General features: G+C 64.5%; 14 protein-coding genes. 2 read left to right on the top strand and 12 right to left on the bottom strand.

The annotated features are described in order from the left end of the window. Positions 1 to 91: 91 nt before the first annotated feature. From CEJ45_RS12970 to CEJ45_RS12960, 3 genes are read right to left on the bottom strand one after another with little or no spacing between them, the layout of a single operon-like run. Positions 92 to 1,570: an efflux transporter outer membrane subunit gene (locus CEJ45_RS12970; protein ID WP_088755506.1), complete on the bottom strand. Its 1,479-nt coding sequence runs from the start codon at positions 1,568 to 1,570 to the stop codon at positions 92 to 94. Next, a complete protein-coding gene (locus tag CEJ45_RS12965) occupies positions 1,567 to 2,790 on the bottom strand; it encodes an efflux RND transporter periplasmic adaptor subunit (RefSeq protein WP_088755505.1) in 1,224 nt (407 codons plus the stop codon). The genes CEJ45_RS12970 and CEJ45_RS12965 overlap by 4 nt, the downstream gene beginning before the upstream one ends. Before the next feature lie 3 nt (positions 2,791 to 2,793). Then, the gene (locus CEJ45_RS12960) at positions 2,794 to 5,982 is read right to left on the bottom strand and encodes an efflux RND transporter permease subunit (RefSeq protein ID WP_088755504.1); all 3,189 of its coding nucleotides are present in this window, start codon (positions 5,980 to 5,982) and stop codon (positions 2,794 to 2,796) included. Between the two features lie 410 nt (positions 5,983 to 6,392). On the opposite strand from CEJ45_RS12960, the gene CEJ45_RS12955 reads away from it, so the two are divergent. Beyond that, positions 6,393 to 7,271, top strand: coding sequence for an oxygenase MpaB family protein (locus CEJ45_RS12955; protein ID WP_088755579.1), 879 nt, complete (start codon positions 6,393 to 6,395; stop codon positions 7,269 to 7,271). A 7-nt stretch (positions 7,272 to 7,278) separates the two neighbouring features. Here the strand turns inward: CEJ45_RS12955 and CEJ45_RS12950 are convergent, their stop codons facing one another. The 9 genes from CEJ45_RS12950 to CEJ45_RS12910 form a co-directional block, all read right to left on the bottom strand. Then, complete coding sequence (locus CEJ45_RS12950) at positions 7,279 to 8,181, bottom strand: hypothetical protein (protein WP_088755503.1); 903 nt, start codon at positions 8,179 to 8,181, stop codon at positions 7,279 to 7,281. Further along, on the bottom strand, positions 8,178 to 9,107 hold the full coding sequence (locus tag CEJ45_RS12945; RefSeq protein WP_088755502.1) for a hypothetical protein: 930 nt from the start codon (positions 9,105 to 9,107) through the stop codon (positions 8,178 to 8,180). Before CEJ45_RS12945 ends, CEJ45_RS12950 begins: the two co-directional genes overlap by 4 nt. Positions 9,108 to 9,214: 107 nt before the next feature. Beyond that, positions 9,215 to 9,589: a c-type cytochrome gene (locus CEJ45_RS12940; protein ID WP_187697676.1), complete on the bottom strand. Its 375-nt coding sequence runs from the start codon at positions 9,587 to 9,589 to the stop codon at positions 9,215 to 9,217. A gap of 31 nt (positions 9,590 to 9,620) precedes the next feature. Then, positions 9,621 to 10,145, bottom strand: a complete 525-nt coding sequence (locus CEJ45_RS12935; protein WP_088755500.1) for a DUF4411 family protein — start codon at positions 10,143 to 10,145, stop codon at positions 9,621 to 9,623. Next, positions 10,132 to 11,262 (bottom strand): ImmA/IrrE family metallo-endopeptidase, encoded by a 1,131-nt coding sequence (locus CEJ45_RS12930; protein WP_141106998.1) that lies wholly within the window; start codon positions 11,260 to 11,262, stop codon positions 10,132 to 10,134. Before CEJ45_RS12930 ends, CEJ45_RS12935 begins: the two co-directional genes overlap by 14 nt. A 186-nt stretch (positions 11,263 to 11,448) precedes the next feature. Further along, positions 11,449 to 12,687 (bottom strand): MFS transporter, encoded by a 1,239-nt coding sequence (locus CEJ45_RS12925; protein ID WP_088755498.1) that lies wholly within the window; start codon positions 12,685 to 12,687, stop codon positions 11,449 to 11,451. Next, positions 12,684 to 13,031, bottom strand: a complete 348-nt coding sequence (locus CEJ45_RS12920) for a DMT family protein (protein ID WP_034335429.1) — start codon at positions 13,029 to 13,031, stop codon at positions 12,684 to 12,686. The genes CEJ45_RS12925 and CEJ45_RS12920 overlap by 4 nt, the downstream gene beginning before the upstream one ends. A 79-nt stretch (positions 13,032 to 13,110) precedes the next feature. Continuing rightward, entirely contained in the window at positions 13,111 to 13,842 is a 732-nt protein-coding gene (locus CEJ45_RS12915; protein ID WP_088755497.1) for a hypothetical protein, read from the bottom strand. Positions 13,843 to 14,001: 159 nt separating this feature from the next. After that, positions 14,002 to 14,901: a LysR family transcriptional regulator gene (locus tag CEJ45_RS12910; protein WP_088755578.1), complete on the bottom strand. Its 900-nt coding sequence runs from the start codon at positions 14,899 to 14,901 to the stop codon at positions 14,002 to 14,004. Positions 14,902 to 14,990: 89 nt separating this feature from the next. Here CEJ45_RS12910 and speG point away from each other — a divergent pair, with 89 nt between their 5' ends. Beyond that, positions 14,991 to 15,581 (top strand): spermidine N1-acetyltransferase, encoded by a 591-nt coding sequence (gene speG / locus CEJ45_RS12905; RefSeq protein WP_088755496.1) that lies wholly within the window; start codon positions 14,991 to 14,993, stop codon positions 15,579 to 15,581. Positions 15,582 to 15,590 lie beyond the last annotated feature (9 nt).

Genomic DNA, 15,590 nt, shown 5'->3' with positions numbered 1-15,590 from the left:
TACGGGGCAATTGCCCGCTTCCTGCCCGAAGCTGACAAGCCAGACAGAAAAGGCATCGGTCACGGTGCAAACTGGTCAGGCCACCTGATCACTACCTCTCTTCAGGCGATAAAGTTTTCGATTGCACAAGAGGCGTTTGCTCACGGCGCTCATGCCAGTCCCCGCCCAGCGCCTTGATCAGGAACACCGACACCAGCAGCCGCTGCCCCATCAATTGCGCGGCCTGGCGTTCGCTGTTGAGCAGGGCCTGCTGGGCGGTGATGACATCGAGATAAGGCGTGGCACCGCCTTCGTAACGGCTGGTGGCGATCTCCAGTACGCGGCGGGCACTGGCAATGGCCGATTGCGATTGCCGCCAGGCGCGGTCCAGTGAAGCGATACCGGTGATGCCGTCTTCCACTTCCTGCATCGCGGTCAGCACGGTGCGGCGATAGGTCGCCACGGTGGCGTTGTAGCCGGCCTGGGTGAAGTCCACACCGGCGCGCAGGCGACCGGCATCGAACAGGCTCTGCGAGGCCGACACGCCCAGCGACCACAGCACGCTGGGGGCATTGAAGAGCGTGGCCCAGTTGCGGCTGTCCACGCCATAACCGGGCTGCAGCATGAAACTGGGGTAGAAGGCTGCGCTGGCCACCCCGATCTGCGCATTGGCCGCGGCCATGGAGCGCTCTGCGGCAGCCACGTCCGGGCGGCGCTCCAGCACGTCCGACGGGATGCCCAGCGGAATGTCGGGCAGCGCGATGGGCGCCAGCGACGGCGGCAGGCTGAAGGCGGGCGCCGGCGTGCCGGTCAGCGTGGCGATGGCATGCTCGTATTGCGCACGCTGGCGGCCCAGCAGGTCCACCTGGGTCAACGTGTTGTCCAGCAGGGCTTGCTGCTGGGCCACGTCCAGCCCTGAGGTCGCCCCCAGGTCGTGGCGCGAAGTGGCCAGATCCAGCGCCTTGCGCTGCAGCGCGATGGCACGCCTGACCACGTCCAGCTCGATGTCCAGCTCGCGCAGGTTGAAGTAATTGCTGGCCAGTTCAGCCGTCAGCAGCAGGCGGGTATTTTCCAGGTCCGCCGCCGATTGCTGGGCCGAGGCCGTGGCCGCTTCTACCGAACGCCGCACGCGTCCGAAGAAGTCCAGTTCGTAACTGACATTCAAGCCCAGCGCGAAATCGTTTTGTACGGTCGAGAAGTTGGGCGAGTTGTAGTTGGTCAGTGGCCTGTTGGCCGAGATGCGGGCGCGTGCCGCACGCGTATTGATCCCCAGCTGGGGCAACTGCGCCGCGCCCGCCACATCGAGCTGCGCACGCGCCTGCGCCAGCCGCGCACTGGCGATGGCCAGCGTCTGGTTGCCGGCCAGGGCCTGCTGTTGCAGGGCATTGAGTTGCGCATCGTTGAAGCGCTCCCACCACGGGCCCCGCGGGGCGGCATCCTGCGGCTGCATGGCGCGCCACGGGGCTTCCGGGGTCCAGGCGGCGGGCATGTCGACCTGCGGCCGCACGTAGTCGGGACCGCTGGCGCAGGCGGCCAGCAACACGGCGGCGGCCAAGGCGATAGCGATGCTGTGGCGGCGCGGCAGGCTCATGAGGCGGCCTTCTTGTCGGCGGCCTTGTCCTTGGGCTGCTCCAGTGTGGGCTCGACCTGGTCGCCTTCAGCCAACGAATCGGAAGGATTGAGGATCAGTTTTTCATCGCCCTTCAAGCCCTCCAGCACTTCCACCGTCAGGCCGAAATTGCGCCCCAGCCTGACCTTCTTCAGGCGCACCTTGTTCTGTTCATCCACGGCCGCCACCAGCGAGCCATCACGCCGGAACATCAGCGTATCGGCCGCGACCAGCAGCGTGCCGCTGGGCTTCAACGGCAGCTCCACCTGCACGAAGGCACCAGGCAGCAGCGCGTTGTCGGCATTGGAGAGCGTGACCTCGATCTGCATCGAGCGCGTGGCAGCATCGATGGAGCCAGCGGTGCGTGCCACCTTGCCCTCGAACTTGCGTCCCCGCAGTTCGGACTGGGTCACCGTCACCTGCTGGCCCGTCTTGACCAGGTTGGCGTAGGCTTGCGGCACATTGACGTAGACCCGCAGCGGATCGGTCTGCGACAGCACGAACAGCGCACGGCCCGCGCCCGGGTCGATCAGGTCGCCCACATCCACATTGCGGCGCGTGATGATGCCCGAGAACGGTGCCACGATGCGCTTGAACCCTTCCACCTGGCGCAGCCGCTCGACGTTGGCGTCGGCCGCCGCCAGGTTGGAACTGGCCTGGGCAAAGGCGCTGCGGCGTTCATCGAGTTCCTGCTGGGAGACGGCGTCCTTCTTGCGCAGGGCTTCCCAGCGCGCCATCGAACTCCTTGCCAGCTCCATGCTGGAGGCCGCTTGTTGGCGTGCGGCCAGGGCTTGCGAGAGTTGCTGGTCGATCTCAGGCGTATCGAGTTCGGCCAGCAGTTCGCCCTTCTTCACTTCCGATCCGATGTCCTTGGTCCAGCGCTTGAGGTAGCCGCCCGAGCGTGCCGAGATGGGCGACTGCACGAAGCCCTGCAGGCTGCCCGGCAGGGCCAGCGTCTGGCCATCGGCGCTGCTGCGTGCCGGCGCTACCCGCACGAAGATCTTGGCGCGTTCAGCGGTGCCGGCCTCCAGCGCACGGGCGTTGGCCGCGCGGCTGATGAGGGTGCGCGCGGCACCGGCGGCCAGCAATACCAGCACCACGACCAGCACCAGCCGGGCGCGTTTCATCATCTGCTGGCGCTGTTGCGGCTCGCCCTCGCCGAGAGGGTGGATGCCGAGTTCGGAATGACGGTCATGCGACATGGTTCAAGACTCCTGATGCGCGGGCCCGCCCGCCAGATGACGTCGCCTTTCGGCGCGGCGGGCCAGCCGCTGATGCACACCGGCGAACACCACCGGCACGAAGAACAAGGTCGATACGGTGGCCAGCAGCAGGCCCCCGATCACGGCGCGCCCCAGCGGCGCGTTCTGCTCGGCCCCCTCGCCCAGGCCCAGGGCCATGGGGATCATGCCGATGATCATCGCCAGCGCGGTCATGAGCACCGGACGGATACGGGTGGAACCCGCTTCCAGGGCGGAGGCCAGCGGGGTCGCGCCCTCCTCGCGGCGCTGCCGGGCAAAGGCGACGATGAGGATGCTGTTGGCGGTGGCCACCCCCATGGTCATGATCGCGCCCGTCAAGGCCGGTACCGACAGCGTGGTGCCGGTAATGAAGAGCATCCACGCAATCCCCGCCAGGGCCGCCGGCAAGGCGGCGATGATGATGGCTGCATCGATCCACGACTGGAAGTTCACCACCACCAGCAGGTAGACCAGCACGATGGCCATGGCCAGGCCCACGCCCAGGCCGATGAAGGAGGACTGCATGGTCTCCACCTGGCCACGGATGACCACCTGGCTGCCGCGCGCCAGCTTGGGCTTGATCTCCTCCACCAATTTGGCGACCTTGCCGGCCACGCTGGCCAGGTCGGTGCCCTGCACGCCGACATAGACATCGATGGCCGGCGAGATGTTGTAGCGCGAGGCCACCGCCATCTGGCGTCCGGCATGCACGTCGACCAGGTTGCCCAGCAGCTGCGGCGGAGTGGTGGCGTTGGCACCGGCACCGACCGGGATGTTGAGCAGGGCATCGAGCGAATCGACCTGGTATTGCGGCGACTGCACCGCGATGCTGTAGACCACGCCATTGTTGGGATTGAGCCAGAAGGCCGGCTGTGTCTGGGAGCTGCCGGACAAGGCAATGAGCAGGTTCTGCCCGACGTTGGCCGCCGACAGGCCGAACTGCTGCAGGCGCGTGCGATCCATGCGCAGGTCCAGCGAGGGACCATCCAGGCGCTGGTGCACGTGGGCGTCGACCGCGCCCGGAATCTGGCGGATCTGCTTGGTCAGTTCGGCGGCCAGGCGCGCATTGGCTTCCATGTTGGGGCCGGTGAACTGCACGTCGATGGCCGCTGGCAGGCCGAAGTTGAGGATCTGGGTGACGATGTCGGCCGGCTGGAAGAAGAATTCGATGCCCGGGAAACGGCGCGGCAACTGTTCGCGCAACAGCGATACCAGTTCCTCGGTGGGACGATGGCCCTCCTTCAAGGCCATCAGGATCTCGCCATCGAGCGTGCCGATGGTGCCGGCGTTGCTGTAGGAGAGGTTGATGCCGGAGTTGGGCACGCCCAGGTTGTCGAGGATGGTCTCCAGCTCGGAGGCCGGGATCAGCGAGCGGATGACGCGCTCGACCTCATCGGCGGCGCGCGCGGTTTCCTCGATACGGGTACCGGTCGGCATGCGCATGTGCAGGCGGATCTGGCCGCCATCCACGTTGGGGAAGAAATCACGCCCGAGGAAAGGATAGAGCAGGCAGGACAGCAGGCAGAACCCCAGGAAGCCCAGCGCGAAACGGCGACGGTGCGCCAGCAGCGAAGACAGCACCAGCGTATAGCCATGGCGCACGCGCTCGAAGCGGTTGTCGAAGGCGCGATAGAGCCGCTGCAGCAGGCTCGCCTTGGCGCTGTCGACCTGGCCGTGACTGCCCATGAGCAGCATCACCAGGGTCGGCACCAGGGTGCGCGAGAGCAGGTAGGAAGCGGCCATGGCGAACACCACCGCTTCGGCCAGCGGGACGAACAGGAAGCGCGCCACGCCCGAGAGGAAGAACATCGGCACGAACACGATGCAGATGCACAGCGTCGCCACGAAAGCCGGTACGCCGATCTCGCCGGCCCCGACGATGATGGCGTCATGCAGCGGCTTGCCCAGGTGCAGGTGGCGCTCGATGTTCTCGATGGTGACGATGGCCTGGTCCACCAGGATGCCCACCGACAGCGCCAGGCCGCCCAGGGTCATGAGGTTGAGCGTCTCGCCCAGCGCGGCCAGCATCAGGATGGCCGCCATGATGGACAGCGGGATGGTCAGCCCGATGATGAGCGTGCTGCGCCAGTTGCCCAGGAACAGCAGCACCATGGCGGCCGTCAGCCCGGCGGCGATGAGCGCCTCGCTGATGACGCCGGTGACGGCTGCTTTCACGAACAGCGACTGGTCGAACAGCGGCGTAATCTTGATGTCGTCCGGCAGGGTCTGGGCGGCGGTGGGCAGCAACTTGCGCAGGTTGTCCACGATGTCCAGGGTGGAGGCGCCGCCATTCTTGAGGATGGACAGCAGCACGCCGCGCGCGCCATCCTGGCGCACCACGTTGGTCTGCGGCGAGAAGCCGTCGCGCACGTTGGCCACGTCCTTGAGGTAGATCGTGGCGCCGTTGGCGGTGCGCACCGGCAGTTCATTCAAGCCGGCCACCGCCTCCGGCGAGCCGTTGATCTTCACCGAATATTCGGTGCCCCCGAACTTGGCCGTACCGGAGGGCAGGATCAGGTTCTGGGTGTTGATGGCGTTGACCACGTCGATGGGAGAGAGGCCGCGCGACTGCAGCGCAGGCGTATCGAGGTCGACCGAGATCAGGCGCGTCTTGCCGCCATAGGGAAAGGGCACGGCCACGCCGGGGATGGTGATGAGCTGCGGGCGCAGCGTCTGCACGGCGGCATCGAAGACGGTTTGCTCGGGCAGCGTGGGCGAGGACAGCGCCAGTTGCATCACCGGGATGCTCGAGGCCGAATACTTGATCACCAGTGGCGGCGTGATGCCCGGCGGCAGCTGGCGCAACTGCGACTGCACCGAGGCCACCACCTGGGCGATGGCGGTCTGGATGTTGGCCTTGGGCTGGAAAAACACCTTGATCACGGCCACCCCGGCCAGGGATTGCGACTCGATGTGTTCGATGTCGCTCACCACCGTGGTCAGCCCGCGCTCGTTCTGGGCGGCGATGCGCTGGCCCATTTCCTGGGCCGACAGGCCGTTGTAGTTCCAGATCACGGAGACCACCGGGATATTGATCTCGGGGAAGATGTCGGTGGCCATGTTCTTCAGCGTCAACGGCGTGGCCAGCACGATGAGCAAGGCCATCACGATGAAGGTGTACGGGCGGCGCAAGGCCAGCGCGACCATGTTCATGAACTGCTATCCCTGTGAAACGGGCAGGCCGGACCAGGCGTGCTGTGGCTCACCCATGCCCGCGACCGGCATCCCGTGCGATGCCTGCCGTCCTCTCCCGCAATGCTGTAGTTCGTGTTGCGCGGCCTGGCGTGCTTCCCCGGTGCCCCGACCGCGTTGCCTGAATTGCGCCGTCCTGTTCCCTGTCCTGCGGCCCCGGTGTTGTTCTTCTGGGACCGTACGGCGTGGCTATTGTAACGGCCCCGCAGGCCGCGTGCAGGGGGCATTGCGACAAATCGCTTTCTGACAGAAATGTCAGCGAAACGCTTCTCGCGGGCTGCAAACCCAACCGGAAAAATGTCCATATGGCGGCGCCGGCAGGAATGCAGTCGCTATGGCACACTGCCCTTCCCTTCCGCTTTTTCTGCATCATGGAATTCCTGCGCCAGCGCATCGAAGCCAACGTCCTCGCCATCAGCCGTGGCCCCGGCAGTGCCGATTTCCTGCAGCCACCGGGCGATCCCGGCCTGTTCGGTCCGGACTCGGCGGCGTGGCAGGTCCACAGCGATTTCACCGCCATGCTCACCGGCGGCGTCGCTGCATTGCTGCTGCAGATGCTGCATCCCCTGCCCCTGGCCGGCGTGTGGGACCACTCCAACTTCCAGGCTGACATGCTGGGCCGCCTGCGCCGCACCGCGCAGTTCGTGGCCGGCACCACCTTCGGCAGCCGGGGGGACGCCGAGCGCCTGATCGACCGCGTCAAACGGATTCATCTTGGCATCACCGGCGTGGCACCTGACGGACGCCCTTATGCGGCCAGCGATCCGGACCTGCTCACCTGGGTCCACGTGGCCGAGGTGCACTGCTTCCTGCAGGGCTATCTGCGCTATCGCCGTCCGGATTTCCCGGCGGCGCGCCAGGACCAGTACCTGGATGAGATCGCCTGCGTGGCTGAAGCGCTGGGCGCACGCGCGGTCCCGCGTTCAAGGGCGGCCATCGCCGGTTATATCGAGCGCATGCGGCCGCAATTGCGCTGCGACGATCGCACCCGCGCGACCTTGCAACTGGTCTTGAATGCGCCTGCTCCCAACGCGGTAGCACAACCGTGGACACGACTGATGATGCGTGGTGGTGTGGACCTGCTGCCGCCCTGGGCGCAGGAGATGCTGGGCGTGACCCCGCGCGGACCGCTACGGCGCGAACTGCTGCGGCGTTCGGTATGGGTGGCCGCGCAGCCGATCCGCTGGGCCATGCGCAACGGCTCCATCCACCTGGCACGCAGGCGCATGGGCTTGCCGCCGCAGCCCTGACCATCCTTCAGGAAAACAGACCCAGGCTGTCATCGGTGGCGATAGCCACCGCGCCTGCCGCCGCCGCTACGGGGGCCAGGTCGGTGGCATCGCGCTGACTGCGGCTGCCCGCTGCTTCGCTGCGGCCTTCCGGGCCACTGGTGTCGCCCCTGCCATCACCGCCGTTGTCCCAATCCCCGCTGGCACCGCCGCCGTCGAACTGCCCCTGGAAGGCGTCCGGATCGGGACTGCGCTCACTGAGGTCGCGCAACAGGCTCACGCCCTGGCTGGACGTCGTGAAGCTGAACAGGGCGGCATGGTCTTGCTCATCGCGACGCTGCGCGCGGCGTCGCGTCACCGGCTGCACTGCCGGCAGTTGCGCCAGCAGCGCACGCAGCTGGGTCCAGCGGGCTTCCTCCATCCCGCTACCGCTGTGCAGCGACTGCCGGATCAGACGCACCAGGGCCACCAGCGCACGAGACGCGGTCAGCAGTGCGCGCCGTTGCTCATCCAAACGATCCAGCTCCGCCCGCAAGGCCGCGAGCTGGCCATGGCGCTTGCGGTCGATGTGACGGGTCAGGCGCACGCGCATCAGGGCCAGCGCTTCGCGATAGGCGGGACCGGCCAGCCACGCCATCCAGCCGAACCACACGAAGCGGCGCTGATGGCTGGCGAAGCTGTCCAGGATGAGTTCATCGACGAAGTCGGGGACTTCCCGCTGCAGGCGCGCCAGCGTGGAGCGCGAGATGGCCGGCAGCAATTGTTTTTCCACTAGCCGGATGCGATAGCGGCGGCGTTGGCGATCGGCGATCTCGATATCGTGCCGGGTCTTCTTCAGGCGCGGCGTGAGCGCGGCATCGGCCTGTTCAAGAATCGGCAGGGCTGCGCGCAATTCGGCGCGCTGGGCGTCGGTCAAGGCAGGGATGCTCATGCGGCCAGCTCCTCGCCGTCTTCATGACGGCTGGCAAAGTAACGCGCGAAATAGTCGCGCAGGCCCGGCTTGTCCATCGTCGCGGCCCATTCCAGCGGCTGACCGGGGTGGATGGCGAGGTCGTTCCAGGGGTCGTAGCCGAGGTCGGTAATGTCGTGCATGCGCAGGAAATAGCGGCGATTGACCGCATCGCCATGCCACAGGTGGCGGATGTGGCCGGGTACCACGCCCAGGCTGCCGCGTACCTCTTCGTGGAAGCGCGCGCTCCATGCGCGCAGGTGTGCCAGTTGGCGCGGCTCATGCTTGAGCGCATTGCGGATGCAGAAATTGCAGTCGTTGAAGATGGCATGCGCCATGAAATGATCGGCGCTGCCGGAGATCGCAGCTTCGTAGAGGCCCACGCGATCAAAGATCTGGCGATGCATGGCCCAGCCGTAGCCGGTGTGGCCATGCAGGTCGTAGCGTCCGGCATCCAGCGTGGCGGGATCCCTGGCCATCACGCTGGCAAAGGATTGGCAGAGGTCCGGCGTGGCACCGGCATGACCGTGACGATCCAGCCGCGTGCAGGTCTCGAAGAGCTGCACCACCCGATGCCGTTGCAGCGCCTGCACCAGGTCGGCCGGCCAGCGCGGATTGTCGAACAGGATGTCGCAATCGATCCAGGCGACGTAGCGGCAGTTCGCAGGTAGCCAGGACGCGCCGAGGTTGAGCAGTCTTTCCTTTTGCCACAGCAGGGTTTCGGCGCGTATCTGGATGACGTCCAGGCTGGGCGGCAGGTCGAAGGGCGCATCACCAAAGGCACATTCCACGGTCAGGCAGGCGACGCCGGCCTGGCGCATGCCCAACATGAACAGGTCGTAATTGCGGCGCCGGCTGGCATAGCCGGCCGGATTGAAATAAGTAGTGATGACGAACAGCTCGGACATGGCGCGGCGCTCTTGTTGTCGTTATGGCTAGGGCCTGTTCACGTTCGCGGATTGAATGTGAACAGGCCCCAATGCAGACGCTGATGCGTCTGGCGCCTAGACCGCGCTTATTGCTGGAAAGTTCGCAGATAGGCCAAGATGTCGTCGATCTGCTTGTCGCTGCCGATACCCCAGAACCGCATCTTGTTGCCCGGTACCACATCGCTGGGGGCCTTGAGGAAAGCGCGCAATTTGTCTTCGGTCCAGGTGAAACCGGCCGCGGACATCGCCGGGGAATACTTGAAGTCAGCGGTGGAACCGGCCTTGCGCCCGATCACGTTGGTCAGTTGCGGACCGAAACCGGCGCGCGCCGAAGGGCCTACTGCGTGACAGCTGGCGCATTTGGCGAAGGCGGCGCGGCCGGCAAGCGGGTCTCCGGTGGCAGCTTGCACAAATGCGGGCAGAACGCACAACAAAAGCGCAATCGGGGTAAGCACTCTCATAAAACGCTCGGTGATCAACTCGTTCGCACCATCATGAGGATAGAAATTCAAATGTCCGGTGACCATGGCGCTGCAAGAGATCGAAAAGAGATATGGTCTCCACGTTCAGAACACGCGCGGCGTCGGGCAATTTGATACTTTTTCTGCTCAACGGATTGGGTACCTCGTTGGTCACGACGGTACAGTCGCCCTGTTGTGCAGCGTATGCAATCAGCCAGGCATCTGCCGATTCCGCGTCAAGGAATTTATCCAATGCACCCTGCAAGAAGTCTCCGGCGATTGCCCAGCGGCTCAATTCAGCCCACTTGCCCGCGCTCGCAGTACTGGGCAAGAAAAAATCATCGAGCTCGGGCCGATGTGCCCACGCATAAAGAACATCGGTTTTCTTGCCGTTGAGCAGTTCATTCTTGACCTTGTCGATACTGAAAAAGCGTCCTGCCGTATGCCCCAGCTGAACCCAATCCCAAAAGCCCTGACAAAAGCTCGGCCGATAGTAAATATTTTTTGCGCCGATCAGAACGTCGGAATCAAGAAGATATCTTTTACTGTTTGGCATGGAAGGTCAGAACATTGTTCGGATTCGTGTTGAGCAGATTACCGGCATCGCGCAGCCCAAGCCTTCCATTGGCGGCCAACGAAGAAACCAGCGCGGTCAATTTCCTGCTGTTCCTGATGGGCAAGGTCGCATAGAAGTCACCTCCGCCGCCCTCGATTTTTTTCTTCTTGGCAGCAGCAAGAGTCAGTCGGTAAATTTCGTCGTGCGTATCAAGGGAGATGAGACGCAAATCAAGAGCTCGGCGCGCAACGACAAATCGACTCAGTTTGAAGTGCTTGCGCAAACGATCGATGCGCTCCATCTCTTCGTCGTTGAGCTCATTCCAGGCCGCGATAAACGTTTTTTCCGGCAACAGGAATTCTGCCGCGATCTGATTGCAAAACCTTTCTTGACGGTGATCGCTGGCGGCAGCCACATCAGAAATGACAGACTCGCCTATCCAAAGATGGGCCAACTCATGCGCCAGCGTAAAAACGGTGGCGGCAGGTGCATCAGTACCATTGATAAAGATGACAGGTGCAAACTTGTCAGCGACAACAAAGCCGCGAAACTCGCTAACCGACAAGACGCGTCTGGTATTGTTTCCAACAATTCCATTACGGAAGATCAAAACCCCAGCTGCCTCTGCCTGGCGGGCAATCAGATTGAACAAATCCTGGGACGTGCGCTGCGCCTGAATTTGCGTATCAGACACCTGCAGCGCTTGGCGCATGTTGCCGGCGATGGTGGCCGCGCTGGCTTTGCTTTTGGCATAGCGTCCAACAAAGGCCAGCGGCGCAGCATGTTCGCCTTGCAGATAATCGCGATACCACGCCTGCTTGAATTGGATGTCATTAAAGACATCGAAGAAATCTCGGCTCAAAGGAGTAGACACAGCCGATGTCCGGAAATCGGCAAGCGGCTGTTTTCTTGGCTCTGGCGGACGATCAAGGAACAGATAGCCAAAGGGAATCCCTGCCACTTGGGAAAACTTGAGTGCTTGGGGTGCGGTCAGCTCGCCACGTTCGATGACCTCGGCTTTCTTGCTGGAAATCTTCTGCGCGAGTTCCCCCAGGCTGCTGCCAACCTGGCTGGCAGCCCATTCGAGGGTCTCGACGGAGAGTTTCAAGGTTTCCATGATGAGTTTCAAAGCTTAGCAGCTGAACGGAACGTGCAATGTCCAGATGAGGCAAGGCTTGGGCGGCTATTTTAGCCAATCAGGATGCAATTCACAGCCGCCCGGTCAGCACGGAAAGATGGCGCGGGAATAAATAGCCGTCAAGACGCCCGAAGGGAAGGCACATCCAGCTTGAATCGCCAAGGCTCACTTTGACACAGACCCGGCCACCATCGCTGACGCCGCTACACCATGCTCACGCCTCTCCGCCAGCACACCCCACACCACCAGTGCCAGCAAGGCAATCGCGGTCAGGGCCGCAAAGGCCGCGCCATACCCGTAATGCTTGGCCACCACGCCGGCCAGCGCCGGACTCAGGGCCGCACCGATGGACTGGATCGTGGTCACCGCGCCAAGGCCGATGTTGATGTGGCCGCTGCCCTGCAGGATGCGCGCCACCGAGCCCGGCAAGGCCACCCCCAGCAAACCCGCGCCCACGCCATCGAGCATCTGCACCGGCAGCAGCGCCCAGGGCGAATCCCAGACCCCGGCCACCAGGCCGCGCACCGGCAAGGCCAGCAGTGCCACGGTGATGAGCAGCCAGTAGCCCTTGCGGTCGGCGAAACGGCCCGCCAACAGCGCCGTGGGAATCATCACCAGTTGCGCCACGATCACGGTGAGCGCCGTGTAGAGCGCCGGATCGGCATGGCCGCGCGAGACCACCGACTGGCTCAGCAAGGGCAGCATGGCGGCATTGCCCAGGTGGAACAGCATCATCGCCAGCGCCAGCAACATCAGCGGACGCGACCCGGCCAGCACGCGCCAGGTGGACACCTGCGGCTGGTCGGCGCTGCGTTGGGGATCCAGGCCGCGGGCGACATCGTGGTCGATGTCCTCGGGACGGATGCGCGACAGGCACAGCAGCGACGCCACCGCCATCACCGCCATGAGCACGAACACTGCCGGCAAGCCCCAGAAATAGCCGAGCGCCCCGGCCAGTGCCGCCGAGAAGACGTTGCCGCCGTGGTTCCAGGCCTCATTGTTTCCCAGCTGCGAAGGCAGGCCCTGCTGGCCGACGATGCCCAGCGTGAGGCCGGCAATGGCCGGTCCGATGATGGCCCCGACGATGCCGGTACCAACCTGCGACACCGCCGTGATGGTGAAGCTGGGCGAGACCAGCAGCAGCAGCGAGCCCGCCACCACCAGTACCGATCCGATCCCGACCACCAGCCGCTTGGCGCGCACCGCATCGGTCAACGCGCCGGCAGGCGTGGTGGCCAGCATGCCGGCGATGCCGCCCAGCGTCATCACGTAGCCGATGTCGTCCGCGGCCCAGCCGTGGCCCATCAGGAAGACCCCGAGGAAAGGACCGAGCCCGTCGCGCACATCGGCCAGGAAGAAGTTCAGCCTGGACAGCCAGGCGATCGAGCCCGCTTTGGCGTTCATCCGATGGGCCCCTTGAAGATGAAGAAGGCGCCCAGGCAGATGCAGCCGAAGCCGACCAGGTGATTGATGGTGAATTGTTCGCCCAGGTACAGCACCGAGAAGATCGAGAACACCACCAGCGTGATGACCTCCTGCATGGTCTTCAGTTCGGCGGCGTTGTAGACGGAGTGGCCGATGCGGTTGGCGGGCACGGCGAAGCAGTATTCGGCCAGGGCGATGCCCCAGCTGACCAGGATCACCAGGTACAGCGGCCGGTTCTCGAACTTGAGGTGGCCGTACCAGGCAAAGGTCATGAAGACATTGGAGATGATCAGGAAGACGATGGGAAGGATTTTCGGCGACATGGTTCTTTTTCTTTATCAGGTGGATGAAATGACACGCGGGAAATCGGGCAGGCCGGCCGCCTGCCCTTGCCGCAAGCCCTTATCGGACGCGGCTGTACAAGGGTTGCAGGGAATCCGCGCTGGCACCGACATCGATGGCCTCGATGGCGGTCCCCATACTGTTGCGGGTCCCCAAGCCATTGGCAGCAAACGGCGCGCCAGGTTCCAGGGGGGTGCGCAGGCTGTCAGGGGCGAAGCGCACGATGCTGCCGTCATCCAGGATGACGCCATTGGCTTCGCCGCGCGGGCCGGTCAGGACCATGGCGATCTTGCCCCGTACCGAGAGCTGGCGCAATTGGGCAGCGCGCAGGTGGGGCGGCAGCGGCGGATTGGCATCGAAAGCGGGCGGACGGTCGATCACGGTCTGGCCGCTGGCCAGGTTGACGATGGCATCGGCCTTGATCACGCCGGCCGCTTCACCCTGGCCGAAGACGCGCACCGACTGGCCCGGCTTGACCGCGTTCTGCAGCGTCTGCGACAGGTGCGGCGGGAACTTGACCACGGTGCGTTCGCCCACCATCAGGCCATCGACCTCGCCATAGGGATTGATCAGCAAGCGGCTCACGCGGCCTTCGGTGATGGGGGCCTGGGCGGTCATGGCGGCATCGTAAGTGGCGGGCGGAGCCGGGGGTGCCAGCGGGCCGGCCGCCGGAGCTGCCCCCGGCGGCGGGGCCGGCGGCAAGGCCTGGGCTTGCGTGGCCATCATGGAACCCAACAGGGCCAGGGCCGAGATCGCGGCCAGCGAACGGGGGAGGAAAGTGGAACGGTTCATGACAACTCCTTTGGGGTGAGAGGGGCACACCCTCTTTTGCAAACCCCGTGCCTGCCATGAATCCTTTTTAAATCAATGACTTGCAGATTCCGTCCGGCGGACATGTGTCCGTTCCCGTGACACCTTGTCGTCCGCTGGCGGACACCGTCCGCGTCGCCCTCACATGTCTTCGCCCAGCACGGCCTTTCCCTGGCTGCTCAACAACTGGCCGAAGCGCTCGCCTGTCCACTGCGCGGTACTCCCCAGCGGGCGGCCGGGCAGCCACAGCATCTGCACCGACAACAGCGGCAAGGCCAGCGCCGGACAGCGCAGCGGCACCAGCGCCTTGGCGTGATCGAAATATTCCGCGACGTTGACCGGCAGGATGGCCCAACCCAGGTTGTCGGCCACCATCTCCGCGATGCTGTAGTGATTGTCGGAGCGCCACAGTTTTGGGCTATAGACCGGTTCTTCGACGCCATCGGCCTGCAGGATCAGTTGCCGGTATTGCGCCAGGTCGGTCTTGCGCAGGCGCTCGCGCGCGGCCAGCGGATGGCGCGGCGAGACGAAGATGCCTTGTGCCACGGAACCGATATGGCGCTGGTCGAAGCCGCTGGCCACGCGTCCCCGGTCGAAGTGAAAACCGATGTCGGCACGGCGCTGCTGCACGGCCGCCACCACTTCGCTCGGGGTGCCATCGAGCAGGGTCAGTTCCAGCGCCGGCGCGCGCGCCGACAATTCCCGCAGCAGCACGCGCAGGGCGGCATAGGGCAAAGCTTCGTCCAGCACCATGGTCAGGCTGGCTTCATCGCCTGCCGAAAAGGAGCGGGTGCGTTCTTCCAGCGCATCGGCCTGGCGCAGCACTTCGCGCGCTTCCTGCAGCATGGCCGCGCCAACCTCGGTGAGGCCGGCCTTGTGGGCCGAGCGGTCAAAGAGCGTGACGCCAAGATCGACTTCCAGGAGCGCGATGGCCGTACTGACCGCCGATTGGGCCCGGCCCAGGTGACGTGCGGCAGCGCTGATGGAGCCCTGTTCGGCTGCAGCGACGAACTGGCGCAGTTGATCGAGATTCCATTGCATGCGGCGCTCCATCTGAATGATCGATAGACCTTATCTTGGTCGATCTGTCCTGACGGTGGATCATACCGGTTTTCCCACAAGGAGATCCCATGCAGAAATCACATGACCCGATCCGGACCGTGCGCCTGCGTCCGCTGGAGCGCGAAGACCTGCGCTTCGTCCACCACCTGAACAACAATGCGACGGTGATGCGCTACTGGTTCGAAGAACCCTACGAAACCTTCGCCGAACTCTCGGCCCTGTTCGAGGCCCATATCCACGAGCAGAACGAGCGCCGCTTCATCATCGATGCCGATGGCGACAGCAGCGGCCTGGTGGAACTGGTGGAGATCAACACCGTCCACCGCAGTGCCGAATTCCAGATCATCATCGCGCCTGCCTGCCAGGGGCAAGGGCTGGCCGTGCAGGCGACGCGGCTGGCGCTGGACTATGGGTTCTCGGTGCTGAACCTGCACAAGATCTACCTCATCGTCGACCGCGAAAACGAGAAGGCTGTGCATGTCTACACCAAGGCGGGCTTCCGGCCGGAGGGTGTGCTCAAGGAGGAATTCTTCATGAACGGCCAGTACCGCGACGTGATCCGCATGGGCATCTTCCAGCGCGACCACCTGGGCCGCATGCAGGCCGCACCGGCGCAGGAACACGCTGCGCCCGCCACCGTGGAGACGGCGGTGCATTGAACCGCGCTC

The sequence above is a fragment of the Herbaspirillum aquaticum genome (assembly GCF_002213425.1).
GTDB lineage: Bacteria > Pseudomonadota > Gammaproteobacteria > Burkholderiales > Burkholderiaceae_D > Herbaspirillum > Herbaspirillum aquaticum.
This window is presented reverse-complemented; position numbering and strand designations above follow the sequence as displayed.

What these genes read in the sequence shown, in the direction of transcription:
- CEJ45_RS12965 (WP_088755505.1), bottom strand. Translation starts at nt 2,790, where the DNA reads ATGTCGCATGACCGTCATTCCGAACTCGGCATCCACCCTCTCGGCGAG.
- CEJ45_RS12935 (WP_088755500.1), bottom strand. Translation starts at nt 10,145, where the DNA reads ATGCCAAACAGTAAAAGATATCTTCTTGATTCCGACGTTCTGATCGGC.
- CEJ45_RS12955 (WP_088755579.1), top strand. Translation starts at nt 6,393, where the DNA reads ATGGAATTCCTGCGCCAGCGCATCGAAGCCAACGTCCTCGCCATCAGC.
- CEJ45_RS12970 (WP_088755506.1), bottom strand. Translation starts at nt 1,570, where the DNA reads ATGAGCCTGCCGCGCCGCCACAGCATCGCTATCGCCTTGGCCGCCGCC.
- CEJ45_RS12910 (WP_088755578.1), bottom strand. Translation starts at nt 14,901, where the DNA reads ATGCAATGGAATCTCGATCAACTGCGCCAGTTCGTCGCTGCAGCCGAA.
- CEJ45_RS12940 (WP_187697676.1), bottom strand. Translation starts at nt 9,589, where the DNA reads ATGAGAGTGCTTACCCCGATTGCGCTTTTGTTGTGCGTTCTGCCCGCA.
- CEJ45_RS12950 (WP_088755503.1), bottom strand. Translation starts at nt 8,181, where the DNA reads ATGAGCATCCCTGCCTTGACCGACGCCCAGCGCGCCGAATTGCGCGCA.
- CEJ45_RS12925 (WP_088755498.1), bottom strand. Translation starts at nt 12,687, where the DNA reads ATGAACGCCAAAGCGGGCTCGATCGCCTGGCTGTCCAGGCTGAACTTC.
- speG (WP_088755496.1), top strand. Translation starts at nt 14,991, where the DNA reads ATGCAGAAATCACATGACCCGATCCGGACCGTGCGCCTGCGTCCGCTG.
- CEJ45_RS12930 (WP_141106998.1), bottom strand. Translation starts at nt 11,262, where the DNA reads ATGGAAACCTTGAAACTCTCCGTCGAGACCCTCGAATGGGCTGCCAGC.
- CEJ45_RS12920 (WP_034335429.1), bottom strand. Translation starts at nt 13,031, where the DNA reads ATGTCGCCGAAAATCCTTCCCATCGTCTTCCTGATCATCTCCAATGTC.
- CEJ45_RS12960 (WP_088755504.1), bottom strand. Translation starts at nt 5,982, where the DNA reads ATGAACATGGTCGCGCTGGCCTTGCGCCGCCCGTACACCTTCATCGTG.
- CEJ45_RS12915 (WP_088755497.1), bottom strand. Translation starts at nt 13,842, where the DNA reads ATGAACCGTTCCACTTTCCTCCCCCGTTCGCTGGCCGCGATCTCGGCC.
- CEJ45_RS12945 (WP_088755502.1), bottom strand. Translation starts at nt 9,107, where the DNA reads ATGTCCGAGCTGTTCGTCATCACTACTTATTTCAATCCGGCCGGCTAT.